Source organism: Flavobacterium sp. Leaf359, assembly GCF_001423985.1.
In the GTDB taxonomy this organism is placed as follows: domain Bacteria; phylum Bacteroidota; class Bacteroidia; order Flavobacteriales; family Flavobacteriaceae; genus Flavobacterium; species Flavobacterium lindanitolerans.
This window is the reverse complement of sequence record NZ_LMPW01000012.1, coordinates 497,028-524,001: the sequence shown is the minus strand read 5'-3', so window position 1 is coordinate 524,001 and position 26,974 is coordinate 497,028. Positions and strand designations below refer to the sequence as shown.

Sequence of the window (26,974 nt, the reverse complement as noted above, 5' to 3'; positions counted from 1 at the left end):
GCTGCAGAAACTGTAAAAAAGCGTCTTGATTTTGGCTTTTATATTTCTGGAATTAAAAAAATAGTTGGGCAAGCCCTGAAAGACACTTTTAGTTCAATAAAAGTTCTTGAAAAATTGGTATGGCATTTAAGAAATTTTTTATTTTGAACAACAAAAAGGGTAATTTACGAACCCGCAAAAAATGATGCATAAACACGTTTTGCATTAGGGGCAAAACTGTAAGGTCTAACGGTAGACTTTCAATTAACAAGTATCTCAAAATCTAATCTTGACTGAAAAAATAGAACATCCACATATAGCATAAAAGCCAGAAAGCCATGAATAGTATTACAATTCCTGATGCATTACTTATAGACACCTCTCTACCCGTCCAGATTTTTGATTATTCCTCATCCCGGAAAATTTCCAAACAACAAATCATACTCAACCAAAACACTTTTAGTTTTCTGTTAGAAGGTTATAAAGACGTTATATTCGACAATTCCTCTTTATCGATAAACAACTCGAAATTTGTTTTGATGAAATCGGGGCACTGCCTCATGACAGAACAATTATCTGACAGGAATAATTACAGAAGTCTGCTGTTTTTCTTTTCGGACACTGCTCTTTCAAAATTTATAGAAAGTATAGAATTCACCAATACAGATTTCCAGAAAAACAGCTCCGTACATGCTTTTGAATACGATGAATTTATCAGGAACTTTATTCAGAGTCTTACTGTCATCTTAAAACTTTCGGGTAAAATAAGGAACAATCTGCTGGAGGTTAAATTTCAGGAAATAATGCTATATCTCACAGAATTACACGGCACTCATTTTCTGAATTCTCTTATTTCAAATAATAATGATAGTACCCGAAAATTTATCCGCACCATAGAAAGTAACCAACTCAACAAACTAACCTTAAAAGAACTGGCCTTTTTATGTAATATGAGTATTTCTACTTTCAAACGCGAATTTGAAAAACAGTACGCACAATCGCCCGTAAAATGGTTTCAGAATAAAAGGCTTGAATATGCCCATCACCTGATTAGCAAAGAACACAAAAGTGCAACCGAAATCTATTTCGAAGTGGGCTACGAGAACTTATCCAGTTTTATTCAGGCCTATAAAATAAAATATGGAACCACGCCGGGGCAGCATCATAAAAGTTGAACTTCCGGCAACAGTTTTTGAGCATCTCTCTTAGCTCCTCCTTTATTGCGAAAACTAACTTTGTTAAAATTTTAAAATCGTAATAAAATGAAAAAATTAAACTTTATTCTGGTAGTTTCCCTGCTGTTCTCAGTCCCACTTTTTGCACAAAAAACATTTACCTTATCCAGTAAAGATCTTGGAGGAGAAGCTACAAAAATACAGGAGTTTGGTGGTTTTGGCTGTTCCGGAGACAATCAATCACCTCAATTATCATGGAAAAACGCACCCGAGGGAACAAAAAGTTTTGCTATTACCATGTATGATCCCGATGCGCCGACAGGAAGCGGATTCTGGCATTGGGTTGTATTTGACATTCCTGCAAGTACAAAAGAACTTGTGACCAATGCGGGCGTACAATTGAACTTGGCCCCAAAAGGAGCTATCCAAAGTATTACAGACTATGGCATCAAAGGATTCGGAGGTCCCTGTCCACCAAAAGGACACGGATTTCACCAATACATTATAACTGTATATGCCTTAAAAACCGATAAATTAGGACTGGACGAAAATACAAACCCGGCAGTAGTCGGTTTTAACCTTTGGAACCAGACATTGGCAAAAGCAAGTATAGTGGCTTATTATAAAAGATAAAATCTGATTGTGATATAAAGGTGCTGTTGCAACAATCGGGACAGCACCGTTTTATTCGGGTTATCCAGCCAATTTATATTCAGGAATGTTTTTTGAAACGTGACTTTTTTTTTCGGATTTATGTTAATTGATTATCTTTATCCTATAAAAATCTTCCAACTATATCGTATACTATGGAACTAGAAAAAGTATTCCGAAATAATGAAAAATGGATTGCTGAAAAATTGCAAAAAGATCCGGACTATTTCATAAACTTATCAAAGGGACAAAATCCGGATATTCTCTACATTGGATGTTCTGACAGTCGTGTTACTGCAGAAGATTTGATGGGTGTTTCTCCCGGAGAAGTTTTTGTACATAGAAATATCGCCAATATGGTAATCAGTATTGACCTTAACGTAATGTCTGTATTGAATTATGCCGTGAATTACTTGCATGTCAACCATGTTGTGGTTTGCGGGCATTACTTCTGCGGAGGAGTAAAAGCAGCCATGCAGGCTGAAGATTTGGGTGTACTCAATCCTTGGCTTCGAAATATACGCGATGTATACAGACTGCATAAAAATGAACTGAATGCTATTGAAGATGAAACTGCAAAATACAACAGGCTGGTTGAATTAAATGTACAGGAGCAGTGTGTTAATTTGGTTAAAACTGCCGAAGTGCAAAAAGCATACAACGAAAGAGGGCTTCAGATTCACGGTTGGGTTTTTGACATTCACTCCGGAAAACTGATTGACCTGAAACTGGATATTGACCGCATCATGAAAAACATCATGGAGATCTATAATCTTGGTCATGATTAAAAACAATGACTATCGGGAAGTTATGGCAAAAAGGTAACTTTTAACGATTCTACTATTAAACTTTGCGGCTCTGCGTCTTTGCGAGCAACTATTTCACGCAAAGGCGCAGAGCCGCAAAGAAAGAAAACATAAACCTGGGTTTATTTTTTGGTGTAAAGTTCAGATAATCAATTAAAAAAGAATCCCTTTGCTCTGCAAAGGGATTCTTTTATAAAGAAACAGCTTCCTGTTTTGCTTTTTCAAATTCTGAAACCATATTCTCGACAATTTCTTTTACGGGTTTTATATCGTGAATCAGTCCTGAAATTTGGCCAATTTCAAGTTCGCCTTCCACTAAATCGCCTTCAAACATTCCTCTTTTAGCGCGGGCTCTTCCCAACAAAACTTTCAAATCATCTGTAGTCGGACATTTGGCGTAAAGCTCCTGAATATCCTGATAGAATTTATTTTTGATTAGTCGTACCGGTGCCAGTTCTTTCAAAGTCACCTGGGTTCCGCCTTCTTCCAAATCAACAATTGTCTGTTTAAAATCAGCATGGGACGAACTTTCAATTGATGCGGCAAAACGGCTTCCTACCTGAACGCCATCGGCACCCAAAACCATCGCCGCCAGCATTCCTCTTCCGGTTGCAATTCCTCCTGCAGCTATCAATGGAATTTGTATTTTTTCGCGAACCATCGGAATGAGAGTTAATGTAGTCGTTTCTTCCCTTCCATTATGTCCGCCTGCCTCAAAACCTTCAGCAACAACAGCATCAACACCTGCTTCCTGCGCTTTCAGGGCAAATTTTGAACTGCTGACAACATGAACGACTGTAATTCCTTTTTCTTTTAAAAAAGCAGTCCATGTTTTAGGATTTCCTGCAGAAGTAAAAACGATTTTTACGCCTTCTTCTACAATAATATTCATGATTTCTTCAATATTCGGATAGAGCATCGGAACGTTGACACCAAAAGGCTTATCTGTCGCCTTTTTACATTTCTGGATGTGCTCCCGAAGGACATCCGGATACATTGACCCTGCTCCTATTAATCCCAAGCCTCCGGCATTACTAACCGCACTTGCTAACTTATAACCGCTGTTCCATATCATGCCACCCTGAACTATTGGATACTGAATATTGAAAAGCTGTGTAATCTTATTCATTTAATTTAGTTATGGTTTATTATTTGTTTTGTTTTTAAAGATACTATTTAACAGCCAATTTTCCTGTTTTATAATTATTGCCTGCTTTGATTTTATACCAATAGATACCCGATTGCAGGTTTTCTACAGAAAAAACCGGGTTTTCTCTTTTAATTTTACTATTCATTATTTCTTGTCCTAACTGGTTGTAAATAAAAATCCGGACTTCTTCATAAGATTCCGGAATGACAAGATTGACAACAGAATTAGCCGGGTTTGGATATACTAAAAATGAGTTTTCAGAAAAAACAGGAGTATCTAAAGCATTAGCTAATGCCCTGCTAAAATCCGGAATCCCATAACCAAATTGATTGTTGGGCGTATTATATAAATGGGCCGACTGTTTTATTAGCTGTATAATTTCCACATTTGTTTTATCTGGAAAAGCCTGCCATAAACAAGCTACCATACCTGAAATTATAGGCGACGAAAAAGAGGTTCCGTTAGCAGTAACAATATTTCCGAATGTATCAGAAACCACAGCCTGCTGCCCTTGTGCCATTATATCAGGTTTTACCCTGCCATCAAATGAAGGCCCGATAGAGCTGAAACCGGCATAACTACTATCCGGCGCTACAGCACCTACCGCCAGCGCATTAACCGCATCCGCCGGCGCCGAAATATTAGGATTAGCCCCTGCTCCTGAATTGCCTGCCGAAACAACACAAATCATTCCCTTTGAAAAGGCAATATCTGCACCACGTGAAATAAAGGCTGTTGTGCCATTCATGTCAGCATATTCATAACTATAACCCGGGTTGTTATATATGAAATATCCCAGCGAAGTATTAATGATATCAACACCAAGGCTGTCTGCCATTTCAGCAGCTTCAACCCAATAGGATTCCTCAACCGGATTTTCATCCAAAATATCCTCTGTTATAAAAAGATAATACGAAGCATCCGGCCCGGTTCCAACTAATTGATTTTCAACATAACCGCCCATAGTTGCAAGTACTAAGGTACCGTGTGTTCCACCTGTATAAAAATTCGTATTTCTGTTTACAAAATCGTAACCACCTAAAATTTTATTATTGGTAATAAGTCGTTGGAAAGGTTGGGCAGTATTTACATTGGGAAAACCGGCATCCATAACAGCGATTATTTTTCCGTTTCCGGTAAAATCCTGCTGGTGTAACAGATTGCCTTTTAGCATCTGAATCTGGTTGGCCGATGTTCCATATCCGAAACTTACCTGAGTTTCTAAATTTTTATTCCCATTTGCCAATTGCGACTGACGCATGGCACGGCCCGCAGTATTCAAAGTTGGATTAGCAAACTGGATATGGTCGACAAAAGTGAGGGTTTCGAGGTTTTGAATGGCTTCTACCGTACCCCTGATATGCAATGCATTCATCCATTTTGATTTGGCTTTGACTGTAATTCCTGCCGAAGCCGTCACCTGATTAATATACGATACGGAAATAGGGACATCCTTTTCGTCTAATGCAATATTCTGTCTTGTTCTTCTGTCAAGTGCTCGCTGCGAAAGCATCTCCAGTGGGTTTGCCATGTAGTGGGCGGCATCGGGCTTATCTGTAAAATAAACCCAGGCATCTTCCTGAGCCACAGCCCAGAAACCTGACAACAAGACTATTAAAAAAGTAATTTTTTTCATAAGTTATTGAATTGGCTGTCCAAACTTAAACAAATTGCCGCTATCGTCAATAATATAAAACTCCCGCATTCCCCAAGGCTGGTTTTTAAGTGCTATCTTATCTCCAAGAATTTTTTTATACCGTTCAAAAACAGCTTCAATATCATTTACCCGAATGTAGCAGCTTGAATTTTCCGGAACTATTTTTTCATTGCATTTCCAAAGGTGTATTTCATTATCATCCCATAAAAAAATTAAAAGGTCTTCATATTCACCTACTAATTTACCGCCTAAAATTTCCTGATAAAATTGTTTGGATTTTTCAAAGTCTAAAGAAGGAAGCTGGGGAATAATTTGGGTTATTTTTGAATTCAAATCAATATTTTTTAGATATGAATGTCAAATTTACGAAAATGAAATTTTATAAAACACTTTAAAGCTGACTATTTAAAGCCCTTTACATCTAATTCAATGCATTGAAAATCAATTAAATATAAAATATTTTATTTTTTATTAGGTTTTTAAAAAATTTATACTCTAAATTTGCAACCAAGTTCTTTAAAAGATTATTCTTATCCAGAAAGACCGAGGGAATTGACCCTATGACGTCTTGGCAACCTGTCCTTTTGAGGATAAGGTGCCACATTCAACCCTTGCTTTGGCAGGGAAAGATAAGCTTAGAAAATAGTACATAATAACTCGAGATATTATTTGCTCTTCTGACTTATCGGAGGAGCATTTTTATTTTATGCCCTTTCCGATATCTGGTTTCGAATATTTTTTTAAAAGCAAAAAATATTAAATCTTAAAAACGAATCAAGATGAAAGAGCAAACTCAAATTTTAAACTACATTCCGGTTGATAAACTAACAGGTTCCATTTCGGTGCCAATTTACCAGACTTCTACTTTTGTTCAGGATGCTCCAGGCGTTCACAAAGGTTTCGACTATGCCAGAAGCAATAATCCTACACGAAAAGTTCTTGAAGACCTGGTAGCCAAACTGGAGAACGGAACCAACGGTTATGCTTTTTCCAGCGGATTAGCTGCGATAGATGCAGTAGTGAAATTACTATCGGCCGGAGACGAAATCATAGCCGTAGATGATATTTACGGAGGTGCTTTCCGCCTGTTTACCCATGTGTATGAAAAATTCGGGATACAGGTAACGTATGTTGATGCAACCGATGCAAAGAACGTTGCTGATGCCATCAGTGACAAGACAGCCCTGATATGGATTGAATCTCCGACCAATCCAACATTAAAGATTTCAGATTTGCGTGCCATTGGAAAAATTGCAAAAGAAAACAACATCCTGTTCTGCGTAGACAATACCTTTGCCTCTCCTATCGCCCAAAAACCAATTGATTTTGGTGCCGACTTAATTGTTCACAGTGCTACAAAATATATTTCAGGACACAGTGACCTGATAGCCGGTCTGGTCATTACTGCTACGGAAGAATTAGGCGCTAAAATTAAATTCATCCAGAATGCTTCCGGTGCTATTTTAGGGCCGTTTGACAGCTGGCTGGTTATTCGCGGTATTGAAACCCTTAATTTAAGAATCAGGCAGCATGCTGAAAATGCACAAAAAATTGCCGAATTCCTGACTACTGAAAAACTAGTCCGTAATGTTTATTATCCGGGCTTGAAAACCCACCGCAATCATGAAATTGCCAAAAGTCAGCAGAAATATTTTGGAGGTGTTGTGACTTTTGATTTGGTTATTGACGATAAGGAACTGGCTTCAAGAATTGTATCGGGAACGAAATTATTCCAGTTGGCTGAAAGTTTAGGTGGTGTGAAAAGCCTGTGTTGCCTTCCATGTGAAATGACTCATAAATCAATTCCTGCTGAAAAAAGATACCAATCTGGCGTGACCGACAGCCTAATCCGACTTTCTGTGGGTTTGGAAGATGCTGATGATTTAATTGCCGACATAAAACAGGCATTGGAAAATGCTGTGAAGGAAAATGCTACTGTTGAATTCCATAAAAATTAATTGCACGAACAATGTCAAGAAAAAAATTAAATATAGGATTATTTGGATTCGGATGTGTGGGTTTCGGATTGTATGAGGTTTTGCAGAAAACACCGGGGTTAAAAGCAGACATCAGAAAAATCTGTGTCAAGGATAAAAACAAACCACGCGAAATTGCAGCCGAAAACTTCACTTTCGATAAAAATGATATTTTCAACGACCCGGAAATCAATGTTATTGTAGAACTTATTGACGATGCGGATGCGGCTTATGAAATCGTTAAAACCGCTTTAAAAAGTGGAAAGGCAGTAGTTTCTGCCAACAAAAAAATGATTGCAGAGCATTTTGAAGAATTATTGGAATTGCAACGAAAACACAAGGTGCCCTTACTTTATGAAGCTGCCTGTTGCGCCAGCATGCCTATTATCCGGAATTTAGAAGAATACTATGATAACGACCTTTTGGAATCTATACAGGGTATTGTGAATGGTTCAACCAATTATATACTCACCAAGACTTTTAAGGAGAACTTATCGTATGAGGAAGCTTTAAAAGAAGCTCAGGAAAAAGGATTTGCAGAAAGCAACCCTATTTTAGATACCGGCGGTTTTGATGCCAAATACAAACTGTTGATTCTTTTGGCTCATTCTTTCGGATATATTGCCAGACCTGAAAATCTCCTGAATATCGGGATTGATAATATTGGCGGATTGGAATTGAAATATGCCCGTGAAAAAGGGTTAAAAATCAAATTAGTTGCGCAGGCTTTTAAAAATACAGACGGAAACATTACTGCTTTCGTTATTCCGAAATTTGTGGATTCTGCAGACCGTCTGTTTAATGTTGATGATGTTTTTAATGGTGTGATTACGAAAACCAGTTTTGCAGACGAACAGTTTTTTGTGGGCAAAGGTGCCGGAGCACATCCAACGGCTTCGGCTGTGTTAAGCGATATTTCAGCTTTGAGCTATGATTATCAATACGAGTATAAAAAAATTGCGCAGCAGGAAGATTACAGCCTGTCTGACGATGTTAATCTGAAAGTTTTCCTAAGGCACCAGATAGAAGATGCGGTTACTTTAAAGAAACATTTTTCTGCTATAGACGAATCCTATCTGAATCATGAATCCGGTTATATTACAGGTACTATTTCTTTGGAAAAACTAAGAAATATCCATTTTGATGAGAGTATCGACAAGTCTTTTGTGCTGTTGGATATTGCTTAATTAGCTGTTTAGTTTTGTTCGTTATATATTTTGTTCAAAAAAACCCGACAAGTGATTGTCGGGTTTTTATTTTATGATAGGTTATAACTTTTTATAATAATCGAAAAGTTTACGCTAAAAAACTTAGCAACTTTGTCCCTCAGAACCTTAACACCTCATTAATCAACTTCGTATTTTAGAACGCGGATGAACACGGATTAAAATAATTACGCGGATTTGGGAAATCTGAACGAAATGGAAGCAATTCCAAAAAGCCTGTTTTCAATGATTTCTCTTTTGCATACAAAAGCACGAGACTTAGCACCTTAGGAGCTTAGTACCTCAGAAACTTAGGCTATTACCCCAGAACCTATCAGTTCTTCTCCTAAATGCCAGGAAACAAATTGTCCTTCTGTAATGGCTGACTGGGCTTCTTCAAAAGCAACATACAGTCCGTTTTCAAACTGATGCAATGTGGCTTTTTGCAATGGCTGCCTGTAACGGATTCTCGCCATTACTTCCATTGTTTCGCCGTCTTTCAATGCCAAATCTTCCCGTATCCAATGCACTTCAGAACGCTCTACAAAGAGCGCTTTTTTATAAAGACCCGGATGGTGATTTCCTTGTCCGGTGTAAATAATGTTATTTTCTACATCGGTTTCAATAATGAAAAGAGGCTCTACAGTTCCGCCTACATTCAGTCCTTTACGTTGCCCTTTTGTAAAATAATGGGCTCCCTGGTGTTTTCCAACTACTTTACCCATTTCAGGGGCATAAGGAATGGATGCCGCTTCATGAGCAAGTTCTTCCTTTAATGAATTAAACTCCGTTTTTTCTTTTTTATAGATTTCCTGATCGGCTCCGATTTCAAAAATCAATCCATCTTTTGGCTGTAATTTTTGCTGCAGGAATTCCGGAAGGCGTACTTTCCCAATAAAACATAATCCTTGCGAATCTTTCTTTTCTGCTGTAACCAGTTCCATTTTGGCTGCAATTTCCCTAACCTCAGGTTTGGTCAATTCTCCAATAGGAAATAAAGATTTGGCCAATTGTTCCTGTGAAAGCTGACAAAGAAAATAGGATTGGTCTTTATTACCATCAACCCCGGCGAGTAATTGATATACCGGCTTACCATCCACTTCAATTTCTCCTTTTCTGCAATAGTGTCCGGTTGCCACATAATCGGCTCCAAGGCTCAGGGCAATCTTCATAAAGACATCAAACTTAATTTCACGGTTGCATAGAACATCCGGATTGGGTGTCCTTCCTTTTTCATATTCGCGGAACATATAGTCCACGATTTTCTCCTGATATTGTTCGCTTAAATCAATTGTTTGAAAAGGAATTCCTAATTTCTCAGCTACCAGAAGTGCATCATTGCTATCTTCCAGCCAAGGGCATTCGTTAGAAATAGTTACAGAATCGTCATGCCAGTTTTTCATGAAAAGGCCAATGACTTCATAGCCCTGCTCCTTAAGCAAATAAGCAGCAACACTGGAATCAACACCTCCGGAAAGACCTACTACGACACGTTTCATTTTCTTTATTATTTAATTCAAAAATATTTGACGCTGCAAAAGTACGCCAAAATAGAATAGTTTTTATATGCTCTGCATTTGTTTAATTTATAAACGCATTTGAGAAATTTATCTGTTTGCAGGAGCATTTTGCGGCAATTTTCGGGCTCCTTTGTTTTTACTATTGATTTTGAATTTTTCCTTAACCGGTTTATTCGGGTTTTCTTCCTTGACTAATTTTCCGTTTTCGTAATATTTCCAGATACCGGATTTTTTACCATTTTTGAATTGTCCTTTTATAGTTTTTCCCGCATCATCATTATAAGTAACTGCTCCGTCAAATTCTCCGTTTTTGTAGATGGCATCCTCTAAAACGACTCCTCTTTCACTATACTTTTTATAAGGTCCGTTTTTGATTCCATCCTTATAATTAGCTTCTTCGGCTATTTTTCCACTTTTGTAAAAAACTTTTCTAATGCCATTTAATTTTCCTTTGGAGTAGTTTTCAACTGTCATTATTTCTTTTGACTCTAAATGATAGTATTTCCATTCGCCTTCATAAAGTTTGTTTACTTCTTTTCCTTCACTTACTTTATTCCCTTTTTGGTCAAAGAATGTAGTATAGGCACTTCCGTCTTTTGCCGTAAAATCTCTGGTAGCTATAACTTTTAGTTCTTTAGTATCGTCAAAAAACTTAAAAACACCGGTTTCTTTTCCGTGTTCGAAAGTTCCTTCATAGCGAGGTCTTTGGGATTCTGCATAAGTTCCTTTCCAAAGTCCGTGGCGCAGGCCTTTTTCGTCGAACTTATTAGTTTCCTGTGCAAATGCAGCCTGGAATATTGATAAAAATAGAATAAATGTTATGACATGTAATTTCATACAATAGTGGTTTTATTATTCTTGTTAACTAAAAATATCAGTTTTTATTGCCGTGGTCTTCACTTCAAAAAGCCTGCCGAAACATTTGTGTCACAGACTGTGTCAGAATTTAAAAAAGCACCCTAATTGAGTGCTTTTTATTTTTTATTTCTTTTTTCTCTCGTCGAGTGATTTTTTCTTATCCTCCAGAGCTTTGTTTTTTTGCTTTTGCTGTTCCTGCGCCTGCTCCATCATTTCCTGCATTTTTTGCTGGAATTTGCTTTTAGGCTTTTCTTTGGTTTTATTCTCCTGAATTCTTGCATGGATTTTTTCATCATTAATGATGTAATTCTTAATTACCAGCATGATTCCAATTGTAATAGTGTTGGAGACAAAATAGTACAAACTCAATCCGGAAGCATTGTTGTTAAAGAAAATCATCATCATCAATGGCGACAGATAAATCATCATTTTCATGATTTTGCTCATATCCGGCATACCTTCCTGTGGTGGTGCACTCATTGTCTGGTCACCTGTTGTCATCTTCATGTAAAAGAAGATAGCAATTGCTGCCAAAATCGGGAACAAACTGATGTGGTTTCCGTAAAAACCTGAGATTACCGGAATGTGCTGCTTCCATGAGAAAATAGCATCGAAAGAAGACAAATCTTCAGCCCAAAGGAAGCTTTTCTGTCTCAGTTCAATAGCCGAAGGAAAAAACTGGAATAAGGCATAGAATACCGGAATCTGCATTAAAGCCGGGAGACATCCCGCCATAGGATTAACGCCTGCCTTGTTGTACAGTTTCATGGTTTCCTGTTGTTTCTTCATCGGGTCTTTTTTGAACTTCTCGTTCAATTCCATAATTTCCGGACGAAGCACTTTCATTTTTGCCTGTGACAGGTAAGACTTATAGGTTACCGGTGACATTACCAAACGTACCAGAATAGTAAATACGATAATTGCAATTCCGTGTGATAAGAAAAGGCTCAGGAAATCATAAACCGGAATGAAAATCCAACGGTTAATCCATCCAAAGATTCCCCATCCTAAAGAAATCACTTCGTCAAGATTTTTGTCGTATTTGTTTAAGATTTTATAATCGGCTGGTCCGTAGTACCAGTTCATATTGTAATTCACTTCTCCACCTTTGAAAGCCAAAGGAACAGTAGCTTTAAACGATTTTGTGAAGATGGTGTCCTTCTCAATATCTTTTACAAGATTATCTGATTTCAACTCTGCTACCTTAAATGGCGTATCTGTCAGAAGGATTGAGGTAAAGAAATGTTGCTTGAATGCAATATAGGTTACGTCTTTAGCTTCGGTGTTGCTGGAAGATTGTCCTAAATAGTCGTCTTTTCCATTTTCATATTCGTACACCAATTCTGTATAGCGGTTTTCATACGAAATACTCTTTTCGCTTCTGTAGGTCTTCATGGTCCATTCCAAAGGAAGCGGATTGGAAGTCTGCAGTACTTTGCTCAAACCTTGTGTTCTGATAGAGAAGTCAAGCATGTATTCTTTTGGCTTCAATACATAACGGTATTCCAGATATTGCTCCGGACCTGCTTTTAAACGCATGGTCAATACCTGGTTTTCACCTTCTTTGGTAAGAGTCGGCTCAAAATAAAGGTCTTTTGTATTTAAAACAAGATTGCCTTGTGTTTTAAGCTCGATATTTAATTTGGCATTATTGTCTTTAATTATTTTTACCAGTTCACCGGAACCTTTGCTAACGGCTTCGAAATTTTTCATTTCTGCACCAACAATATAACCTCCTTTGTTAGAAAAAGTAAGTTTTACCAAATCATTTTCTAAAGTCTGGATTTCCTGTTTTGCTGACGGAAGTGTTGCAGCATAAGCAAAACTGCCTAAAGAGCTTTTCAATTTTTCCAATTGAAGCGAATCTTTTGCCGTAGTATCAACTGCGGTTAATGCGGCTTCTTTTTCAGATGTTTTTGCTGCTGCTTTTTGTTTTTCTGCCTCAATTTTGGCTTTCGCATCAATTTCTTTTTGTGAAGGCTTATTGATATACATTACGCCCAACAAAAGCATAAAAATCAACAAGAAGCCAATAATTGAATTACGGTCAAACTTTTTTTCTTCCATTGTATTCTAAATAATTAATTTAATTACGCATCTAACGCGTGAGTTCTTTGCTGAAGTTGCCTTCAAATACTATTTGTTTTTATGTGTTACGGCCGCTTTTACAAAACTCACAAATAACGGATGTGGCTGTGCGACTGTACTCTTATATTCCGGATGGTACTGTACTCCGATAAAAAACGGATGTTTCTCAATCTCGATGATTTCCACCAATTTCGTATCCGGATTTATACCCGATGCTTTTAATCCGGCATTTTCCAATTCTTCCAAATATTCGCCGTTAAATTCATAACGGTGGCGGTGACGCTCCTGAATCTGGTTTTTACCATAAATCTTTGAAGCCAGAGTATCCGGTTTTATTTCACATTTCCATGCTCCCAGACGCATTGTTCCACCTTTATCAGTAATCGTTTTCTGTTCTTCCATCAGATTGATTACCGGATGTGCTGTTCCCGCATTCATTTCTGTTGAATTGGCATCTGAATACCCCAAAACATTTCTTGAATATTCAATTACAGCCATTTGCATTCCTAAACAGATTCCAAAAAACGGAATATTATTTTCTCTTGCATAACGAACCGTATCAATCTTTCCTTCAATTCCTCTTTCACCAAAGCCCGGCGCTACAAGAATACCGTCTAAATCCCTTAGCTTGTCGGCAATATTTTTCTCATCTACATATTCAGAGTGAATGCTCACTACATTGACTTTGGTTTCATTGGCGGCTCCTGCATGAATAAAGGCTTCTAAAATGGATTTATAAGAATCCTGCAATTCAACATATTTCCCAACCAAACCGATATTTACAATGTGTTTCGGATTTTTCAGTTTTTGCAGGAACTCGTTCCATTGTTTCAAATCCGGAGTTGCTTTTTCCGGCAAATCCAATTTTTTCAATGCTACTTTGTCAAGGCCTTCTTCCAACATCAGGTTTGGAACATCGTAAATTGTTGAAGCATCAATCGATTGGATTACAGCTTCTCTTTTTACGTTACAGAATAAAGCCAGTTTCTGACGCAATTCATCAGAAAGTTCATGTTCTGTTCTGCAAACCAAAATATCGGCTTTAATTCCGCTTTCCATCAATGCCTTAACAGAATGCTGTGTCGGTTTCGTTTTTAGCTCACCTGCCGCTGCCAAATAAGGCACTAATGTCAGGTGAATTACAATTCCATTGTTTTCGCCCAATTCCCAAACCAGTTGACGAACGGACTCAATATAAGGAAGCGACTCAATATCGCCAACAGTACCTCCAATTTCAGTAATCACTATGTCAAATTCGCCAGTTTTTCCAAGCAGCTGCATTCGCTCCTTGATTTCATTGGTGATATGAGGAACCACCTGAACGGTTTTGCCTAAAAACTCTCCTCTTCGCTCTTTTTCAATTACAGAAAGATAAACCCTTCCTGTAGTCACATTATTTGCCTGCGAAGTAGGAACGTTTAAAAAACGTTCGTAGTGTCCAAGATCCAAATCGGTCTCGGCTCCATCATCCGTCACATAACATTCTCCGTGCTCATAGGGATTCAAAGTTCCCGGATCCACATTAATGTAAGGATCAAATTTCTGGATTGTCGTTCGATAACCTCTGGCCTGTAATAATTTTGCTAGAGACGCAGCAATAATCCCCTTTCCTAAAGAAGAAGTCACACCGCCTGTAACAAAAATATATTTTGTCTGATTCATTGTGCTGTTGTTTGTCGTTGTAGTTGTGTAAAAAAACGTGGCAAAAGTACAAATTATTAATTGATAATTGAGAAGCGGGAGCCTACATTATTTTTTTTGAAAAAATTTAGTGGCGGTTTGATTAGTAAAAAAGAATTTACATTAATTTATTTTAAATAAATTCAATTTTGTTAAAATAATTTGTATTTTAGTCTATAATCAACCAAATAAAAAATTATCATGACAGAAGTATCAAAATTAAATCGATTTCTTGGGATCTTTATTGACGGTATTATTGCGTACATCCCAATGTTTGTGTTTTCTTTTATAGCGGTTCTTGCCGGTATTGGGATAATCTCCTACATAGGATGGCTACTCGGTGTTGGCTATTACCTCTTAAGAGATGCGCTCCCGGGCGGGCAAAGCATTGGCAAAAAGCTGATAAAGTATGCAGCCGTTAAACAAGATGGTTCTTCTTTAGAAGGAGACTATGCTACCAGCGCCACAAGAAATATAACTTTATTTATTCCGTTACTTGATGCTATTCTGGTGCTTATCGATAAGCCAAGACTGGGTGACGACTTAGCTAAAACAAAAGTGGTCAACAAATAATTTTAAACAAAAAATAAAGCCTGTGAATATTTCACAGGCTTTTTTATTGCTGCCAACTCAAGGTTTGGCGTATTGTTTCTTTATATTTCTGACGAGTTCTTCCAGTCCGTTTAATTTCAATTCATAAACCAGTTGCAATTGCTGTCCTAACTCTCCTTTTGGAAAACCTTTATTGCTGTACCAAACAACATAGTATTCCGGCAAATCTATCAGATACCGGCCTTCATACTTTCCGAAAGGCATTTTGGTATGGGCTAATTTTATGAGAAGCTTTTTCTGTTCGTCCATTTATTTGGAAAAATAGATTCTGACTCCAATCCAAAACACAAGAGAAATTATACTTAGTGTCAGGATTCTGCCACCTTGTTTCCTGTCGGATTCGATATAATTATAAACACGGTCGCCGTTTGGGAGTGTTTTTCTATGGGTTTTCAAATACCATCCTATAAAAATCCCCATAAATCCGCCTAAAAAAGCCATGATATAGCCAATGATAATCCAGGTAGTCTGACGTTCTTCCGGCTTAGCCAAATCTTCCAATCGTTGCTTTCTGTGCCTTTCGATTTCTTCCGGGGCTATTTCATGTCCTCTTTCCTTAAGAATCTTTTGGGCCAATAAGTAATCTAAATGACTCCATTCGTCTTTTTTGACTATGATTTCTTTTAGCTCTTCATCTGTAAAGTCATGCAGATAATGGTCTGAACCAATAGTTTCTACCAGATTAGACGAAAGCTGTAGCAAAAGAACATCGGCTTTTTCAAAATCTTCCTTTTGCAGTTTTATCAGGTAATCCTTTGTCAGTTCTGAACCTCCAAAATTACCATCCAAACCGGAAGAAACATCTTCAATACGGTACTCTATCTTGCTTTCTTTTAAAAAATTAGCCAGTTCGACAGCATCTTCTTTAAGATTGAATTTCTGAAAAGTAATGAATTGAGAATTTTCCAATGATTATTTCCAGTTAAAAGTGATTACTTTTTCGATATCCGGATTCAGGCTAAGAATAACCGGGCAATTCATTGCTGTTCTTTCCAATATAGTTCTGGTTTTATCATCGGCTGCAACCGACATATTCATCACGATTTCAATCTTCGCAATTTTTCTTGGTTCTGCCTGCATGATTTTGGTTACTTCAACAGTCGAACCTACCAGGTTTATGTCCATATCTTTTGATTTGATTGCCATAATCGAAATCATACAGCTACCCAACGCATTGGCCAGTAAATCTGTAGGGGAAAAAGCTTCACCTTTTCCATGGTTATCGGTTGGTGCATCGGAAAGAATTTCGGTTCCTGATTGCAGATGTACGGAAGAAGTTCTTAAATCTCCCAGGTATGTTACTTTTGATGTCATTATTTTGCTTCTTTAACAGACAGGTCTTCATCATAATAAAGAATGTAAACACCTTTATTAGAGTAGCCTCCCGCCGGATTTCTATTATAGTTGAATTTATTTTCTACTTGTTCTGTAGCCACATCATAGATGGTTTCTTCAAAGCTTTTTTCTTGCGAAAGTCGTAGCATGGCATCAAACGTAACATCAAAACCACGGGTTGCATACTGGTTGGGCAGGATGTTGTTTTTCTTTTTGTACATTTTCGCAAAAATCAATGCTTCGGGCGTATCATTTTCACGTGTCACGGCAGGATACATCATTTTTAGCTTAGCAAGATTGGAAACTAAAATTTCATCAGAATCCAGGGCTTTATTCGATTCCAAAATAACCAATTGCAACTGGTATTCGGATTGTGCCGCCAACAAGGCTGTAATTGTAGACTTAATCATCCAGATACTAGCCGTTTCCATAACGACATAGTTCATCTGATTTGGTTTAAGTAATGATTTCAGGCTTTCTGCAGACAATCCTCCTTTATCGGTAAAAGTAGCAAATCGGACATTGCCATAGTTGTCTGAAATATATTTTCTGGTCGTCGCTTTTTTAGGGTCAACAACGGCCACTATATTACCATTTTTGCTGTTCATGTAATCAAACATAGCATTTCTCAGATATTCCGGCGTTGGCATTGACTGGTATAGGTTGCTATACAGTTTGGCACTATCTTTTGATAATGGTGAAATTACAGGAACATTGCTTTGGTTCAGCATTTCTGCCGTTTTTTCGGCATGTGCCTGATAAAATGGGCCGATTACCACATCTGCTTTCGTTAGATTATTCTGTACAAAAGTGCTTGAAATATTAGATGTATTTTTATTTTCCTGTGAGTCAAAAATCTTTACGTCAATATTCAGTCCTAATGTTTTTGCAGAGTCAATAGCCATCAAAGCTCCTGAGTAAAAATCGAGAGTCATATTTAAGAAACCGTCTTTCTTAAGTCTTGTCTGAACAGTTGATGTTGAATCTCCACTTATTTTTGTCAGGTTAAAAGGCAGCAACAATACCAATTCCTTTCTATCTTTTTTAGAAAGTGTTTTAGTCAAATCCGTAAAATTTTTAGTCGAAGCGCCTGATACCGGCAACGTATTAGGAACTTTTAGCATCATTCCAACTTTTACGCCATCTTTCAATTCCGGATTCAAATCAATCAACTCGTTTTGGCTTAAGCCAAATTGTCTGGAAAGGCTGTAAAGTGTTTCTTTAGGTTTTACTTCATATTTGTCAAAATTTGAATCTGCGGTTTCCTGTTTTGGAGCTTCCTGTCTGGTTTCCGATTTTTTATCAGCAGTTTCTACTTTTGAAGGATTGCCTTTAATAATCAATACCTGCCCTATTTTCAAACCTTCTTTGGTTTCAGGATTTCTCTTTTCCAATTCTTCAAGAGTAATTCCGTATTTTTTGGCAATAGAATATTTTGTTTCTTTTGGCTGTACTTCGTGAGTAAAATCCTGTACGGTATTTTTGAGCTCTTTCTTTTCTTCTTTTTCAGCTTTCTTTTCTGCCTTCTCCGCTTTTCTTTCCTCTTTCTTAGTAGGCTTTGTTTCTTGTGGTGGAACTTGTTGCTCTTTTTTAGGTATTGTAAGAACCTGACCTATTTTTAGCCCGTTTTTTATTTCCGGGTTTGCTTTTTCTAAATCAGAAACAGAAATATTGTACTGCTTCGCCAGACCGTAAACGGTTTCTTTTGGAGCAACGGTATGTGTTCCGTTTTTCTTTTGGGATGGCGTATCTGTAACTTTTTGCTCTTTAACCGGAATCTTAACCGTTCCTTTGGAAGGAATCAACAAAACCGAATTTTCCTTTAGGCCATTTCTCGCATCAGGATTAAGCGTGTAAATATCCAGAGGTGTAACTTTATATTTCTGCGCAATCTGTGTTACTGTTTCACCGCTCAACACCGTGTGTTTCACATTTTGCTGTGCCTTTGCTGTAAAGGACACTAAAAACATTAATACAAGTACATAAAAAAACTGCTTCATTTTATTCTTTCTTTTAAAGGCTATATAAGTTTTATAAGCTATTAAGTCGTTACTAATTTAGAGAAAAGCAACGACTTAATTAATTTAATTTTTCAATTTCTTATTCCCACTCAATTGTGGCAGGCGGTTTTGAGCTGATGTCGTATACAACTCTGTTCACACCTTTTACTTTGTTTATAATTTCGTTTGAAATCGTCATCAAAAATTCATACGGTAAGTGTACCCAGTCTGCCGTCATTCCGTCTGTTGATTCAACTGCTCTAAGGGCAACTACTTTTTCATAGGTTCTTTCATCTCCCATAACACCTACACTGTTTACCGGAAGCAGAATTGCGCCTGCCTGCCAAACTTTGTCATACAATCCGTGTGATTTCAATCCTTCAATAAAAATAGAGTCTACTTCCTGAAGAATCCTCACCTTTTCCGGTGTGATATCTCCTAAAATACGGATGGATAATCCCGGCCCTGGAAAAGGATGTCTTCCTAATAATTCCGGAGAGATTCCCAATGTAGCCCCTACACGTCTTACTTCATCTTTGAAAAGCATGCGCAATGGCTCTACAACTTTCAGTTTCATGAAATCCGGCAAACCTCCCACATTGTGATGGGATTTAATGGTTGCAGATGGTCCTTTCACAGAAACCGACTCGATTACATCAGGATAAATAGTTCCCTGGGCAAGCCATTTCACGTCTTCCAATTGATGGGATTCGTCGTCAAAAACTTCAATGAACACACGTCCGATTGTTTTTCTTTTTGTTTCAGGGTCTTCTATTCCTGCCAACTCACCCAAAAAACGTGCCGAAGCATCTACTCCCTTAACATTGAGTCCCATTCCTTTGTATTGTTCCAGGACGTTTTCGAATTCATTTTTGCGCAATAATCCGTTATTTACAAAAATACAGTATAGGTTTTCACCAATGGCCTTGTTTAACAAAACTGCCGCTACGGTAGAATCAACACCTCCTGATAAACCAAGAACTACTTTATCGTTTTTGATTTTTTCCTGAAGTTCGGCTACGATTTCTTCAACAAATGCATTTGGCGTGAAGTTTTGAGGCACTTTTGCAATCTTAACCAGGAAATTCTCTAAAATCTGTTTTCCATCCGTTGAGTGGTATACTTCCGGATGGAATTGAATAGCATAAGTCGTTTCTCCTTCTATTCTATAAGCCGCATTTTCTACATCTTTGGTACTTGCCAGCCTTACGCCATTTTCAGGCATTTTTTTGATAGTATCGCTATGGCTCATCCAAACCTGGCTGTTAAGATGTACATCATCAAAGAAATCTTCATCGTCTTTGATAAAAGTCAGATTGGCTCTTCCGTATTCACGAATATTGGAAGGTGCTACTTCACCTCCTGAAAAGTGGGCAAGATATTGTGCTCCATAACAAACGGCAAGCATTGGCAGTTTGCCTCTGATTTGTGACAGGTCAGGATGCGGTGCATCTTCTGCTCTTACAGAAAAAGGACTTCCTGATAAAATTACAGCTTTATAACTGGATAAATCACTCGGAAAATGATTGTATGGGAATATTTCGCAGAAGATATTTAATTCGCGAACCCTTCTCGCAATCAGTTGTGTGTATTGCGATCCGAAATCTAAAATAAGTACGTTGTGTTGCATACGCAAAAATACTATTACTATTTGAAATTAAAAACGCATCGGCAAAAAAACAAAAAAGTTTTTTTGTAGTATTGCATTACTGTTTACAACCAATTTTTTAATCAGGCACTTGTTTTTTGTCTTTTTATAATACCAGAAATTGTTCCGGTTGCTAAATGAACGAACCCATGAACATGGAATCAACAGGTATTCAAAATCATTTATCTTCTTTTTTCAAATGGATAGTAATCTGTTTGCTTACAGGAATACTTTCAGGATTAGCTTCAGCCCTCTTTCTTTTCTTGCTTGAATGGGCTACTTCTTACAGAGAAAATAATTATTGGATTATTTCCTTATTGCCTGTTGGAGGCCTGATGATAGGGCTTCTGTATTACTATTATGGTAAAGAAGCAGTAAAAGGAAACAATCTGATTTTAGAGGAATATGATAATCCGAAGAAAACCATTCCTTTTATAATGGCTCCACTGGTGTTAGCAGGAACCATCATCACACATCTTTTTGGCGGTTCTGCCGGCCGTGAAGGAACTGCCGTTCAAATGGGCGGTGCCCTATCCGATCAGTTTACACATCTGTTTAAATTACAGCCTGAAGAACGAAAAACGATATTAATAATAGGAATAAGTGCGGGATTTGCTTCCATTTTTGGAACGCCTTTGGCGGGAGCCCTCTTTGCTCTTGAGGTTTTGTATTTCAGCAAAATACGAATCAACAGCATCGTTCCATCTTTTATGACCGCCTACATTGCTTATTATACAGTAGAGCTATTGCCTGTAAAACACACCCACTATTCCATTCCTTTTGTTCCGGAGCTTACTGCCATGAATTTATTTTGGATAGTTCCTGCCGGCATTCTTTTTGGACTCGCAGCTATGCTATTTTCAAGAACAACTCATTTTTGGGGGCGCCTTTTTTCGAAATACATTCCATATCCACCTTTAAGACCATTTGCGGGCGGAATTATTCTTGCGATTATTATTTTCAGCTCCCATACCACAAAATTTATCGGATTGGGGATACCTGCCATTGTGGATTCTTTCCAAAACCAGAGTAACAATTTTGATTTTTTACTTAAAATACTTTTTACCGGATTTACGTTAGGCGCCGGATTTAAAGGAGGCGAAGTGACACCTTTGTTTTTTGTTGGCGCAACCTTAGGGAGTGCACTTTCAGGTTTGATTCCGCTGCCTGTGGCACTTTTGGCTGGTATGGGTTTTGTTGCTGTTTTTTCGGGCGCTACACATACGCCTGTTGCCTGTAGCATCATGGGAATGGAACTCTTTGGAGTAGATTGTGGAATTTATGTCGCATTGGCCTGCCTGGTGGCTTATTTCTGTTCAGGTTCTGTAGGAATCTATCACTCTCAAATCGTTAAAGGACCAAAACATATTGTTTATCAGAAAATCAGGCGAAAAGACCTGAAAGATTTATAATGCATTTGTATTACTACATTCCTTAATTTTATTAATTATTATAGCAAAAAAATGTAATTTCGCAATCTATGAAAGAAGAAGATATTAAAGGGATACAGGAATTATTGGTATCGCCTAAAAAGATTGCAATTATTCCGCACCGAAGTCCAGATGGTGATGCTATGGGGTCTACCCTGGGATTATGCCACCTGCTAAAAAAACTAGGCCATGATGCCGTAGTGATTGCTCCAAATGAATTTCCTGAATTTCTGGCCTGGCTGCCCGGTTCTGAAGCCGTACTGATTTATGAAAAAGACAAAACAAATGTTACAGCAGTTCTCCAAAAAGCAGAATTAGTCTTTACGTTAGATTTCAATGCACTTCACAGAACGGGAGAAATGGAAAGCGTATTGTCGAAGTTAACAGTGCCGTTTATTATGATAGACCATCATCAGAAACCGGACAATTATGCGATTTATACTTATTCTGATACAAATTTCGGCTCTACTTGCGAGATGATTTATAATTTCATCTTGTTTTTAGGTCATAAAAACCTGATTGACAAAACTATTGCTTCCTGCCTGTATACGGGAATAGTAACAGATTCCGGTTCTTTCCGTTTCCCTTCAACAACCAGTATGACCCATCGCGTTGTGGCCGAGTTGCTGGATATTGGCGTAGAAAACGGAGACATCCACAATTCATTGTTTGACAACAATTCTTATCACAGGCTTCAGCTTTTGGGAAGAGCATTGCAAAACATGAAAGTGCTGCCGGAATACAAAACCTCCTACATCAAACTGACACAGCAGGAACTCGATGAGTTTCATTATGTGAAAGGCGACACGGAAGGTATTGTAAACTATGGACTGACCATACGTGGAATTATCTTCACAGCCATATTTATCGAAAACAAAGAAGAAGGAATTATTAAGATTTCATTCCGTTCGCAGGGCAACTTTGATGTCAACCAATTTGCCCGCGACTATTTTAACGGTGGAGGACATATTAATGCTGCTGGAGGAAAATCAACTCTGTCTTTAGACGAAACCATAAAACAATTTGAATCTATTTTACCAAAACAAAATTTTAATGTGTAGGCCTATGAAATTTTTCAAGCTTATTTTGGGTATTACAGCCGGGGCTCTACTGGTTACGGGCTGTACACAACAACAGGCAAGAAAGCCTATTTCGAATTCCTCAGGAACTTTTATGAAAGAGTCTGTTGAGCGAAACAAAAAACTGATTGCCGGTGAGGAAGCCGAAATCGAAGCCGTTATCAAAAAAGATACGGCAGCCAAATATATAGCCACAGCAAAAGGTTATTGGTATAAATACGATTTAAAAAGTACGCTGGCCGATACGCTGACTCCAAAAAAAGGAGATGTTGCCTATTTTGATTATGAAGTCAAAGACCTGAACGGCAACATGATTTATACAGAATTAGAACTTCGTCCACAGGTGTATCGTGTCGATAAGCAAAATATCATGATGGGAATGCGTGACGGTATCAAGCTGATGAAAAAAGGGGAAAAATTGACTTTCCTTTTTCCTTCGCATATGGGCTATGGCTATCATGGCGACAACAGGAGAATTGGGCACAACCAGCCTTTGATGGTTACAATTACCCTAAAGGACATCAAACCGGAAAAAGACGCCAAAGCAGCTTCTAAGGACACAAAAACAACCGTTCCCCTAACTACCGAGACTCCAAAAACAACAGAAACAATTAAACAATAAACCGACTATTCACTATGAAGAAAATAACAAGTTTACTTTTAAGCCTTAGTGTTTTATTTTTATCCTGCGACAAGTCTAACAGCAATCTGCCTGATGGTATGTATGCTGAAATCGAAACAGACAAAGGAACCATTATGGTGGAACTGGAGTATAAAAAAACACCGGTTACGGTTGCTAATTTTGTATCGCTTGCCGAAGGAAAAAATCCTGTAGTAAATGAAAAATACAAAGGAAAACCCTTCTATGACGGATTAAAATTTCACAGGGTGATTCCTAATTTTATGATACAGGGTGGTGACCCCGACGGAAATGGTTCCGGAGGACCGGGTTACCGTTTTCAGGATGAAATTGTTCCGGAACTAAAACATGACAAAGGCGGTGTGCTGTCTATGGCAAACGGAGGTAAGGCTACAAACGGAAGTCAGTTTTTCATCACACACCAGGCTACACCATGGCTTGATGGCATCCATACTATTTTTGGCCATGTCATGGGCAACGGAATGGAAGTTGTGAATGCCATACAACAAGACGATGTTATTAAAAAAATAACCATTATCCGTAAGGGTCAGGATGCCAAAAAGTTTGATGCTCCTAAAATTTTTAAAGATGGTTTTGACAAACAAACTGAAGAGCTAAAAAAGCTTGAAGAAGAACAATTAAAGATGAGGGAGAAATATTCTGCTGTCATTAAAGAAAAGGAGGCTCAATTCCAACAGTTAAAAGCGCAATCAACCAAAACCCAATCCGGATTACAATATAAAATAATTACCAAAGGAAAAGGCAAAAAGCCTGTAGCCGGAACTCCGGTTTCTATTAACTATGCCGGTTACTTTGAAAATGGTGATTTGTTTGACACCAATATTGAAAGTATCGCTACAATTTTCGGGAAATTAGACCCTAACAGAGCTGCTGCCAAGGCTTATTCTCCAATTCCCTTCACTATTGGAATGAAAGAAGGCATGATTCCTGGCTTTATTGAGGGCATTGAACAATTATCGCCTGGAGACAAAGCAGTTATCTTTATTCCTTCTTATCTTGCCTATGGAGAAAGAGGGGCTGGTGGTGTTATTCCTCCAAATGCTAATATTATTTTTGAAATTGAAATGCTGGGAGCTACTCCTGCAAACTAATAGATTATTAAAAACAGTATAGAAAACTTAATCTGATACACAATGAAATTAAAATTTATTTGCTTATTGTTTCTGGCCATGACAACTGGTCTTAGCGCCCAGACAAAATCAGCCGCTCCAAAGAAAGCCGCAACCACTAAAAAAGCAGGAGCTACGGCTCAAGACCCGGGCATTTATGCTCAGATAGAAACAAACAAAGGAAGAATAGTCGTGAAGTTGGAATACCAAAAGACACCTATTACGGTGGCCAACTTTATCTCACTTGCAGAAGGAACCAACAATGCCGTAAGCGCAAAATATAAAGGAAAACCTTTCTATACGGGAATTAAGTTCCACAGAGTAATTAAAGATTTTATGATTCAGGCCGGTGACCCGGACGGTAATGGCTCCGGCGGTCCGGGCTACCGTTTTGCAGATGAAATTGTTCCGGAATTGAAACATGATTCAGGCGGTGTACTTTCAATGGCTAATGCCGGAGTTGGCACCAACGGAAGCCAGTTTTTTATTACTCATAAAGATACTCCGTGGCTTGACGGAAAACATACTGTTTTTGGTAAAGTAGTCAGCGGTATGGATGTGGTAAATGCTATTGAGCAGAATGATGTAATCATGGAAGTAAAAATCATCCGTAATGGAGCTGACGCTAAAAAATTCGATGCTGCAAAAGTTTTCAATGATTACTTTTCCAACAAAGATGAAATAGAGAAAAAACAACTTGCTGCCGAAGCCGAGAAAAAAAGAGCATTGGAAGCTGAGTATGCTCCTGTAAAGGCTAAAAAAGTTGCTGAATTTGCAGCTATGAAAGCTACTGCCAAAAAAACAGAATCAGGTTTACAGTATGCCATTACGCATAAAGGAACCGGAGCCAAACCTACATCAGGAACAGTTTATGTTGGTTATGCAGGTTATCTGGAAGACGGAAGCCTGTTTGACAGCAGTAATGCAGAAATATCAAAAGCATTCGGAAAATATGACGCTAACCGCGATGCACAAGGCGGCTACCAGCCATTTCCTTTTGACATTACAAACAAAGGAGGCCTGATTCCTGGTTTCCTTGAAGGAATTAACCTAATGTCGTTTGGAGATAAGGCTACGTTCTTCATCCCGTCTAATCTCGGTTATGGCGAAAGAGGTGCTGGCAACGTAATTCCACCAAACTCCAACATTATTTTTGAAGTAGAGCTTTTAGAAGCACCAAAACAATAATTAGCTTTTAAATACAATACAAAAAAAGGGATTTTCATTTAGAAAATCCCTTTTTTTATTTTTTGAACTTCCATTCAAATTCATCCTTGTCATTGATGATGGCACCTATTTCTACCTTTACCACCTCATCAAATTCAGCCTGCAGTATTGTCCAGTTAGCTTCGTTAAAAAAGTTTTCCAGCGTGTCGAATTCTTCCTTTTCCCATTTTGCCCATCCGGCAGCTTCGAGTTCTTTTTGTACTTCAGCCATTGGACGGCCTATAATTTTTTTATCGAAAAGCAAAACTTCCGGATTGGATGTGATAAGATAGCCCAACCTGAAATCTTCATCCTTGTAAAAAGTCAGTCGGATTTTCTGCTTGTTGTACTGTAATATTCTATTACCATCTTCATCTGTAGAGGTCTTATCGGGTTTGCCGTATACTTCTTCTACATCTTTTTGCAACATCCCGAAGACCAGTTTGTCTATTCCTGTTTTTGGATTGATTTTCATATTTTATTTGTTATTTATTTTATCAAGCAGCCTTTGTCTGGCTCCTTCCTCCCATTCGTTTTTCAGTATGCTCAAAATTATGGAATCGCGTCTGTCATCGCTATTAAGTTTGGGCATATGGCTTCGCAATATTCCCTCTACCTGGCAGCCAATACTTTTCATTGCCGCTATGCTTTTGGCATTATTACTGTCTGCCCTGAATTCGACCCTTTCCATTTTCAAAACCTCAAAAGCAAATTGCAGCATCAGGAATTTGCAGTGTTTGTTGAGTCCGGTTCCCTGAAAATCTTTCCCATACCATGTATATCCAAGCTGCAAGCTGCTAAACGGAAAATTAATATCATAAAAGCGTGTGCTTCCGGCGTAGCGCCCTGTTTTCTTGTCTATAACGATAAAAGGAAATTCTGTCTTGTTTTCGCGAGCTTGTATTGCCAGGTTGATGTAGTTTTTCAGATTTTCACTTCCACTAGCCGCTATGCTTGAAAATGTCCAGATTTCAGGCTCATTGAGTGCAAAATACAACAGGTTTTCAAAGTCGGAATGTTGCAACGGACGCAACAAAACAGTATCGTCTTCTAAAACCAGGTTTTGTGAAAAGTCAAATTCTTTTTTTAATGTCATAAAGATTGTACGATTTAGGGTTGTATAGGGGCGTAAAAAAGCTTCGTGAAGAT

The 26,974-nt window shown here is 38.0% G+C and carries 25 protein-coding genes and 1 riboswitch; of the genes, 11 read left to right on the top strand and 14 right to left on the bottom strand.

The window, feature by feature from the left end:
* The first annotated feature begins 317 nt into the window (after positions 1 to 317).
* The 3 genes from ASG38_RS10760 to ASG38_RS10750 all read left to right on the top strand — a co-directional run bounded on the left by ASG38_RS10760 (position 318) and on the right by ASG38_RS10750 (position 2,593).
* Complete coding sequence (locus tag ASG38_RS10760; protein ID WP_056070420.1) at positions 318 to 1,154, top strand: AraC family transcriptional regulator; 837 nt, start codon at positions 318 to 320, stop codon at positions 1,152 to 1,154.
* 87 nt (positions 1,155 to 1,241) lie between these two features.
* Positions 1,242 to 1,787 carry a YbhB/YbcL family Raf kinase inhibitor-like protein gene (locus ASG38_RS10755; RefSeq protein ID WP_056070417.1) on the top strand — a complete coding sequence of 182 codons (546 nt, stop codon included), beginning with the start codon at positions 1,242 to 1,244 and terminating at the stop codon, positions 1,785 to 1,787.
* 173 nt (positions 1,788 to 1,960) lie between these two features.
* Entirely contained in the window at positions 1,961 to 2,593 is a 633-nt protein-coding gene (locus ASG38_RS10750) for a carbonic anhydrase (RefSeq protein ID WP_056070414.1), read from the top strand.
* A gap of 208 nt (positions 2,594 to 2,801) precedes the next feature.
* Here ASG38_RS10750 and ASG38_RS10745 read toward each other — a convergent pair whose 3' ends face one another.
* From ASG38_RS10745 to ASG38_RS10735, 3 genes are read right to left on the bottom strand one after another with little or no spacing between them, the layout of a single operon-like run.
* A complete protein-coding gene (locus ASG38_RS10745; protein ID WP_056070411.1) occupies positions 2,802 to 3,740 on the bottom strand; it encodes a nitronate monooxygenase family protein in 939 nt (312 codons plus the stop codon).
* Positions 3,741 to 3,783: 43 nt separating this feature from the next.
* Positions 3,784 to 5,397, bottom strand: coding sequence for a S8 family serine peptidase (locus ASG38_RS10740; RefSeq protein ID WP_056070408.1), 1,614 nt, complete (start codon positions 5,395 to 5,397; stop codon positions 3,784 to 3,786).
* A 3-nt stretch (positions 5,398 to 5,400) separates the two neighbouring features.
* On the bottom strand, positions 5,401 to 5,751 hold the full coding sequence (locus ASG38_RS10735; RefSeq protein WP_056070406.1) for a VOC family protein: 351 nt from the start codon (positions 5,749 to 5,751) through the stop codon (positions 5,401 to 5,403).
* A gap of 194 nt (positions 5,752 to 5,945) precedes the next feature.
* Positions 5,946 to 6,054, top strand: a riboswitch (SAM riboswitch).
* Between the two features lie 143 nt (positions 6,055 to 6,197).
* Here ASG38_RS10735 and ASG38_RS10730 point away from each other — a divergent pair.
* Positions 6,198 to 7,376 (top strand): PLP-dependent aspartate aminotransferase family protein, encoded by a 1,179-nt coding sequence (locus tag ASG38_RS10730; RefSeq protein ID WP_056070403.1) that lies wholly within the window; start codon positions 6,198 to 6,200, stop codon positions 7,374 to 7,376.
* Positions 7,377 to 7,387: 11 nt separating this feature from the next.
* Positions 7,388 to 8,581, top strand: a complete 1,194-nt coding sequence (locus ASG38_RS10725; RefSeq protein WP_056070399.1) for a homoserine dehydrogenase — start codon at positions 7,388 to 7,390, stop codon at positions 8,579 to 8,581.
* Positions 8,582 to 8,910: 329 nt separating this feature from the next.
* On the opposite strand, the gene mnmA is transcribed toward ASG38_RS10725, so the two are convergent.
* From mnmA to ASG38_RS10705, 4 genes are all read right to left on the bottom strand, one after another.
* The gene (gene mnmA, locus ASG38_RS10720) at positions 8,911 to 10,098 is read right to left on the bottom strand and encodes a tRNA 2-thiouridine(34) synthase MnmA (RefSeq protein ID WP_056070396.1); all 1,188 of its coding nucleotides are present in this window, start codon (positions 10,096 to 10,098) and stop codon (positions 8,911 to 8,913) included.
* A 108-nt stretch (positions 10,099 to 10,206) separates the two neighbouring features.
* A complete protein-coding gene (locus ASG38_RS10715) occupies positions 10,207 to 10,956 on the bottom strand; it encodes a toxin-antitoxin system YwqK family antitoxin (RefSeq protein WP_056070393.1) in 750 nt (249 codons plus the stop codon).
* Between the two features lie 144 nt (positions 10,957 to 11,100).
* Complete coding sequence (gene yidC / locus ASG38_RS10710; protein ID WP_056070389.1) at positions 11,101 to 13,044, bottom strand: membrane protein insertase YidC; 1,944 nt, start codon at positions 13,042 to 13,044, stop codon at positions 11,101 to 11,103.
* Between the two features lie 69 nt (positions 13,045 to 13,113).
* Positions 13,114 to 14,727, bottom strand: a complete 1,614-nt coding sequence (locus ASG38_RS10705) for a CTP synthase (RefSeq protein WP_056070386.1) — start codon at positions 14,725 to 14,727, stop codon at positions 13,114 to 13,116.
* Between the two features lie 219 nt (positions 14,728 to 14,946).
* Here ASG38_RS10705 and ASG38_RS10700 point away from each other — a divergent pair, with 219 nt between their 5' ends.
* Complete coding sequence (locus ASG38_RS10700; protein ID WP_056070383.1) at positions 14,947 to 15,318, top strand: RDD family protein; 372 nt, start codon at positions 14,947 to 14,949, stop codon at positions 15,316 to 15,318.
* Positions 15,319 to 15,375: 57 nt separating this feature from the next.
* On the opposite strand, the gene ASG38_RS10695 is transcribed toward ASG38_RS10700, so the two are convergent.
* From ASG38_RS10695 to guaA, 5 genes are all read right to left on the bottom strand, one after another.
* Positions 15,376 to 15,606: a DUF3820 family protein gene (locus tag ASG38_RS10695; RefSeq protein ID WP_056070380.1), complete on the bottom strand. Its 231-nt coding sequence runs from the start codon at positions 15,604 to 15,606 to the stop codon at positions 15,376 to 15,378.
* Positions 15,607 to 16,266 carry a hypothetical protein gene (locus tag ASG38_RS10690; protein WP_056070377.1) on the bottom strand — a complete coding sequence of 220 codons (660 nt, stop codon included), beginning with the start codon at positions 16,264 to 16,266 and terminating at the stop codon, positions 15,607 to 15,609. It lies immediately after the preceding gene.
* Between the two features lie 3 nt (positions 16,267 to 16,269).
* Positions 16,270 to 16,671: an OsmC family protein gene (locus ASG38_RS10685; protein ID WP_056070374.1), complete on the bottom strand. Its 402-nt coding sequence runs from the start codon at positions 16,669 to 16,671 to the stop codon at positions 16,270 to 16,272.
* Complete coding sequence (locus tag ASG38_RS10680) at positions 16,671 to 18,692, bottom strand: LysM peptidoglycan-binding domain-containing protein (protein ID WP_056070371.1); 2,022 nt, start codon at positions 18,690 to 18,692, stop codon at positions 16,671 to 16,673. The genes ASG38_RS10685 and ASG38_RS10680 overlap by 1 nt, the downstream gene beginning before the upstream one ends.
* 100 nt (positions 18,693 to 18,792) lie before the next feature.
* Positions 18,793 to 20,322 (bottom strand): glutamine-hydrolyzing GMP synthase, encoded by a 1,530-nt coding sequence (guaA, locus tag ASG38_RS10675; protein WP_056070369.1) that lies wholly within the window; start codon positions 20,320 to 20,322, stop codon positions 18,793 to 18,795.
* Between the two features lie 173 nt (positions 20,323 to 20,495).
* On the opposite strand from guaA, the gene ASG38_RS10670 reads away from it, so the two are divergent.
* The 5 genes from ASG38_RS10670 to ASG38_RS10650 all read left to right on the top strand — a co-directional run bounded on the left by ASG38_RS10670 (position 20,496) and on the right by ASG38_RS10650 (position 25,807).
* Complete coding sequence (locus ASG38_RS10670; protein WP_056071424.1) at positions 20,496 to 21,752, top strand: voltage-gated chloride channel family protein; 1,257 nt, start codon at positions 20,496 to 20,498, stop codon at positions 21,750 to 21,752.
* A gap of 68 nt (positions 21,753 to 21,820) precedes the next feature.
* A complete protein-coding gene (locus ASG38_RS10665; RefSeq protein ID WP_056070366.1) occupies positions 21,821 to 22,831 on the top strand; it encodes a bifunctional oligoribonuclease/PAP phosphatase NrnA in 1,011 nt (336 codons plus the stop codon).
* 4 nt (positions 22,832 to 22,835) lie between these two features.
* Entirely contained in the window at positions 22,836 to 23,471 is a 636-nt protein-coding gene (gene gldI / locus ASG38_RS10660; RefSeq protein ID WP_056071421.1) for a gliding motility-associated peptidyl-prolyl isomerase GldI, read from the top strand.
* Positions 23,472 to 23,485: 14 nt separating this feature from the next.
* The gene (locus ASG38_RS10655) at positions 23,486 to 24,601 is read left to right on the top strand and encodes a peptidylprolyl isomerase (protein ID WP_056070364.1); all 1,116 of its coding nucleotides are present in this window, start codon (positions 23,486 to 23,488) and stop codon (positions 24,599 to 24,601) included.
* 42 nt (positions 24,602 to 24,643) lie between these two features.
* Positions 24,644 to 25,807, top strand: a complete 1,164-nt coding sequence (locus ASG38_RS10650) for a peptidylprolyl isomerase (protein ID WP_056070361.1) — start codon at positions 24,644 to 24,646, stop codon at positions 25,805 to 25,807.
* Positions 25,808 to 25,862: 55 nt separating this feature from the next.
* Here the strand turns inward: ASG38_RS10650 and ASG38_RS10645 are convergent, their stop codons facing one another.
* A complete protein-coding gene (locus ASG38_RS10645) occupies positions 25,863 to 26,300 on the bottom strand; it encodes a hypothetical protein (RefSeq protein WP_056070358.1) in 438 nt (145 codons plus the stop codon).
* Positions 26,301 to 26,303: 3 nt separating this feature from the next.
* Positions 26,304 to 26,921: a GNAT family N-acetyltransferase gene (locus ASG38_RS10640; protein WP_056070356.1), complete on the bottom strand. Its 618-nt coding sequence runs from the start codon at positions 26,919 to 26,921 to the stop codon at positions 26,304 to 26,306.
* Positions 26,922 to 26,974: the final 53 nt, after the last annotated feature.

Coding starts and splice junctions, on each gene's coding strand:
- ASG38_RS10725 (WP_056070399.1), top strand. CDS start 7,388: ATGTCAAGAAAAAAATTAAATATAGGATTATTTGGATTCGGATGTGTG.
- ASG38_RS10685 (WP_056070374.1), bottom strand. CDS start 16,671: ATGACATCAAAAGTAACATACCTGGGAGATTTAAGAACTTCTTCCGTA.
- mnmA (WP_056070396.1), bottom strand. CDS start 10,098: ATGAAACGTGTCGTAGTAGGTCTTTCCGGAGGTGTTGATTCCAGTGTT.
- ASG38_RS10705 (WP_056070386.1), bottom strand. CDS start 14,727: ATGAATCAGACAAAATATATTTTTGTTACAGGCGGTGTGACTTCTTCT.
- ASG38_RS10650 (WP_056070361.1), top strand. CDS start 24,644: ATGAAATTAAAATTTATTTGCTTATTGTTTCTGGCCATGACAACTGGT.
- yidC (WP_056070389.1), bottom strand. CDS start 13,044: ATGGAAGAAAAAAAGTTTGACCGTAATTCAATTATTGGCTTCTTGTTG.
- ASG38_RS10670 (WP_056071424.1), top strand. CDS start 20,496: ATGGAATCAACAGGTATTCAAAATCATTTATCTTCTTTTTTCAAATGG.
- guaA (WP_056070369.1), bottom strand. CDS start 20,322: ATGCAACACAACGTACTTATTTTAGATTTCGGATCGCAATACACACAA.
- ASG38_RS10695 (WP_056070380.1), bottom strand. CDS start 15,606: ATGGACGAACAGAAAAAGCTTCTCATAAAATTAGCCCATACCAAAATG.
- ASG38_RS10640 (WP_056070356.1), bottom strand. CDS start 26,921: ATGACATTAAAAAAAGAATTTGACTTTTCACAAAACCTGGTTTTAGAA.
- ASG38_RS10680 (WP_056070371.1), bottom strand. CDS start 18,692: ATGAAGCAGTTTTTTTATGTACTTGTATTAATGTTTTTAGTGTCCTTT.
- ASG38_RS10750 (WP_056070414.1), top strand. CDS start 1,961: ATGGAACTAGAAAAAGTATTCCGAAATAATGAAAAATGGATTGCTGAA.
- ASG38_RS10730 (WP_056070403.1), top strand. CDS start 6,198: ATGAAAGAGCAAACTCAAATTTTAAACTACATTCCGGTTGATAAACTA.
- ASG38_RS10655 (WP_056070364.1), top strand. CDS start 23,486: ATGAAGAAAATAACAAGTTTACTTTTAAGCCTTAGTGTTTTATTTTTA.
- ASG38_RS10745 (WP_056070411.1), bottom strand. CDS start 3,740: ATGAATAAGATTACACAGCTTTTCAATATTCAGTATCCAATAGTTCAG.
- ASG38_RS10645 (WP_056070358.1), bottom strand. CDS start 26,300: ATGAAAATCAATCCAAAAACAGGAATAGACAAACTGGTCTTCGGGATG.
- ASG38_RS10755 (WP_056070417.1), top strand. CDS start 1,242: ATGAAAAAATTAAACTTTATTCTGGTAGTTTCCCTGCTGTTCTCAGTC.
- gldI (WP_056071421.1), top strand. CDS start 22,836: ATGAAATTTTTCAAGCTTATTTTGGGTATTACAGCCGGGGCTCTACTG.
- ASG38_RS10700 (WP_056070383.1), top strand. CDS start 14,947: ATGACAGAAGTATCAAAATTAAATCGATTTCTTGGGATCTTTATTGAC.
- ASG38_RS10665 (WP_056070366.1), top strand. CDS start 21,821: ATGAAAGAAGAAGATATTAAAGGGATACAGGAATTATTGGTATCGCCT.
- ASG38_RS10760 (WP_056070420.1), top strand. CDS start 318: ATGAATAGTATTACAATTCCTGATGCATTACTTATAGACACCTCTCTA.
- ASG38_RS10715 (WP_056070393.1), bottom strand. CDS start 10,956: ATGAAATTACATGTCATAACATTTATTCTATTTTTATCAATATTCCAG.
- ASG38_RS10740 (WP_056070408.1), bottom strand. CDS start 5,397: ATGAAAAAAATTACTTTTTTAATAGTCTTGTTGTCAGGTTTCTGGGCT.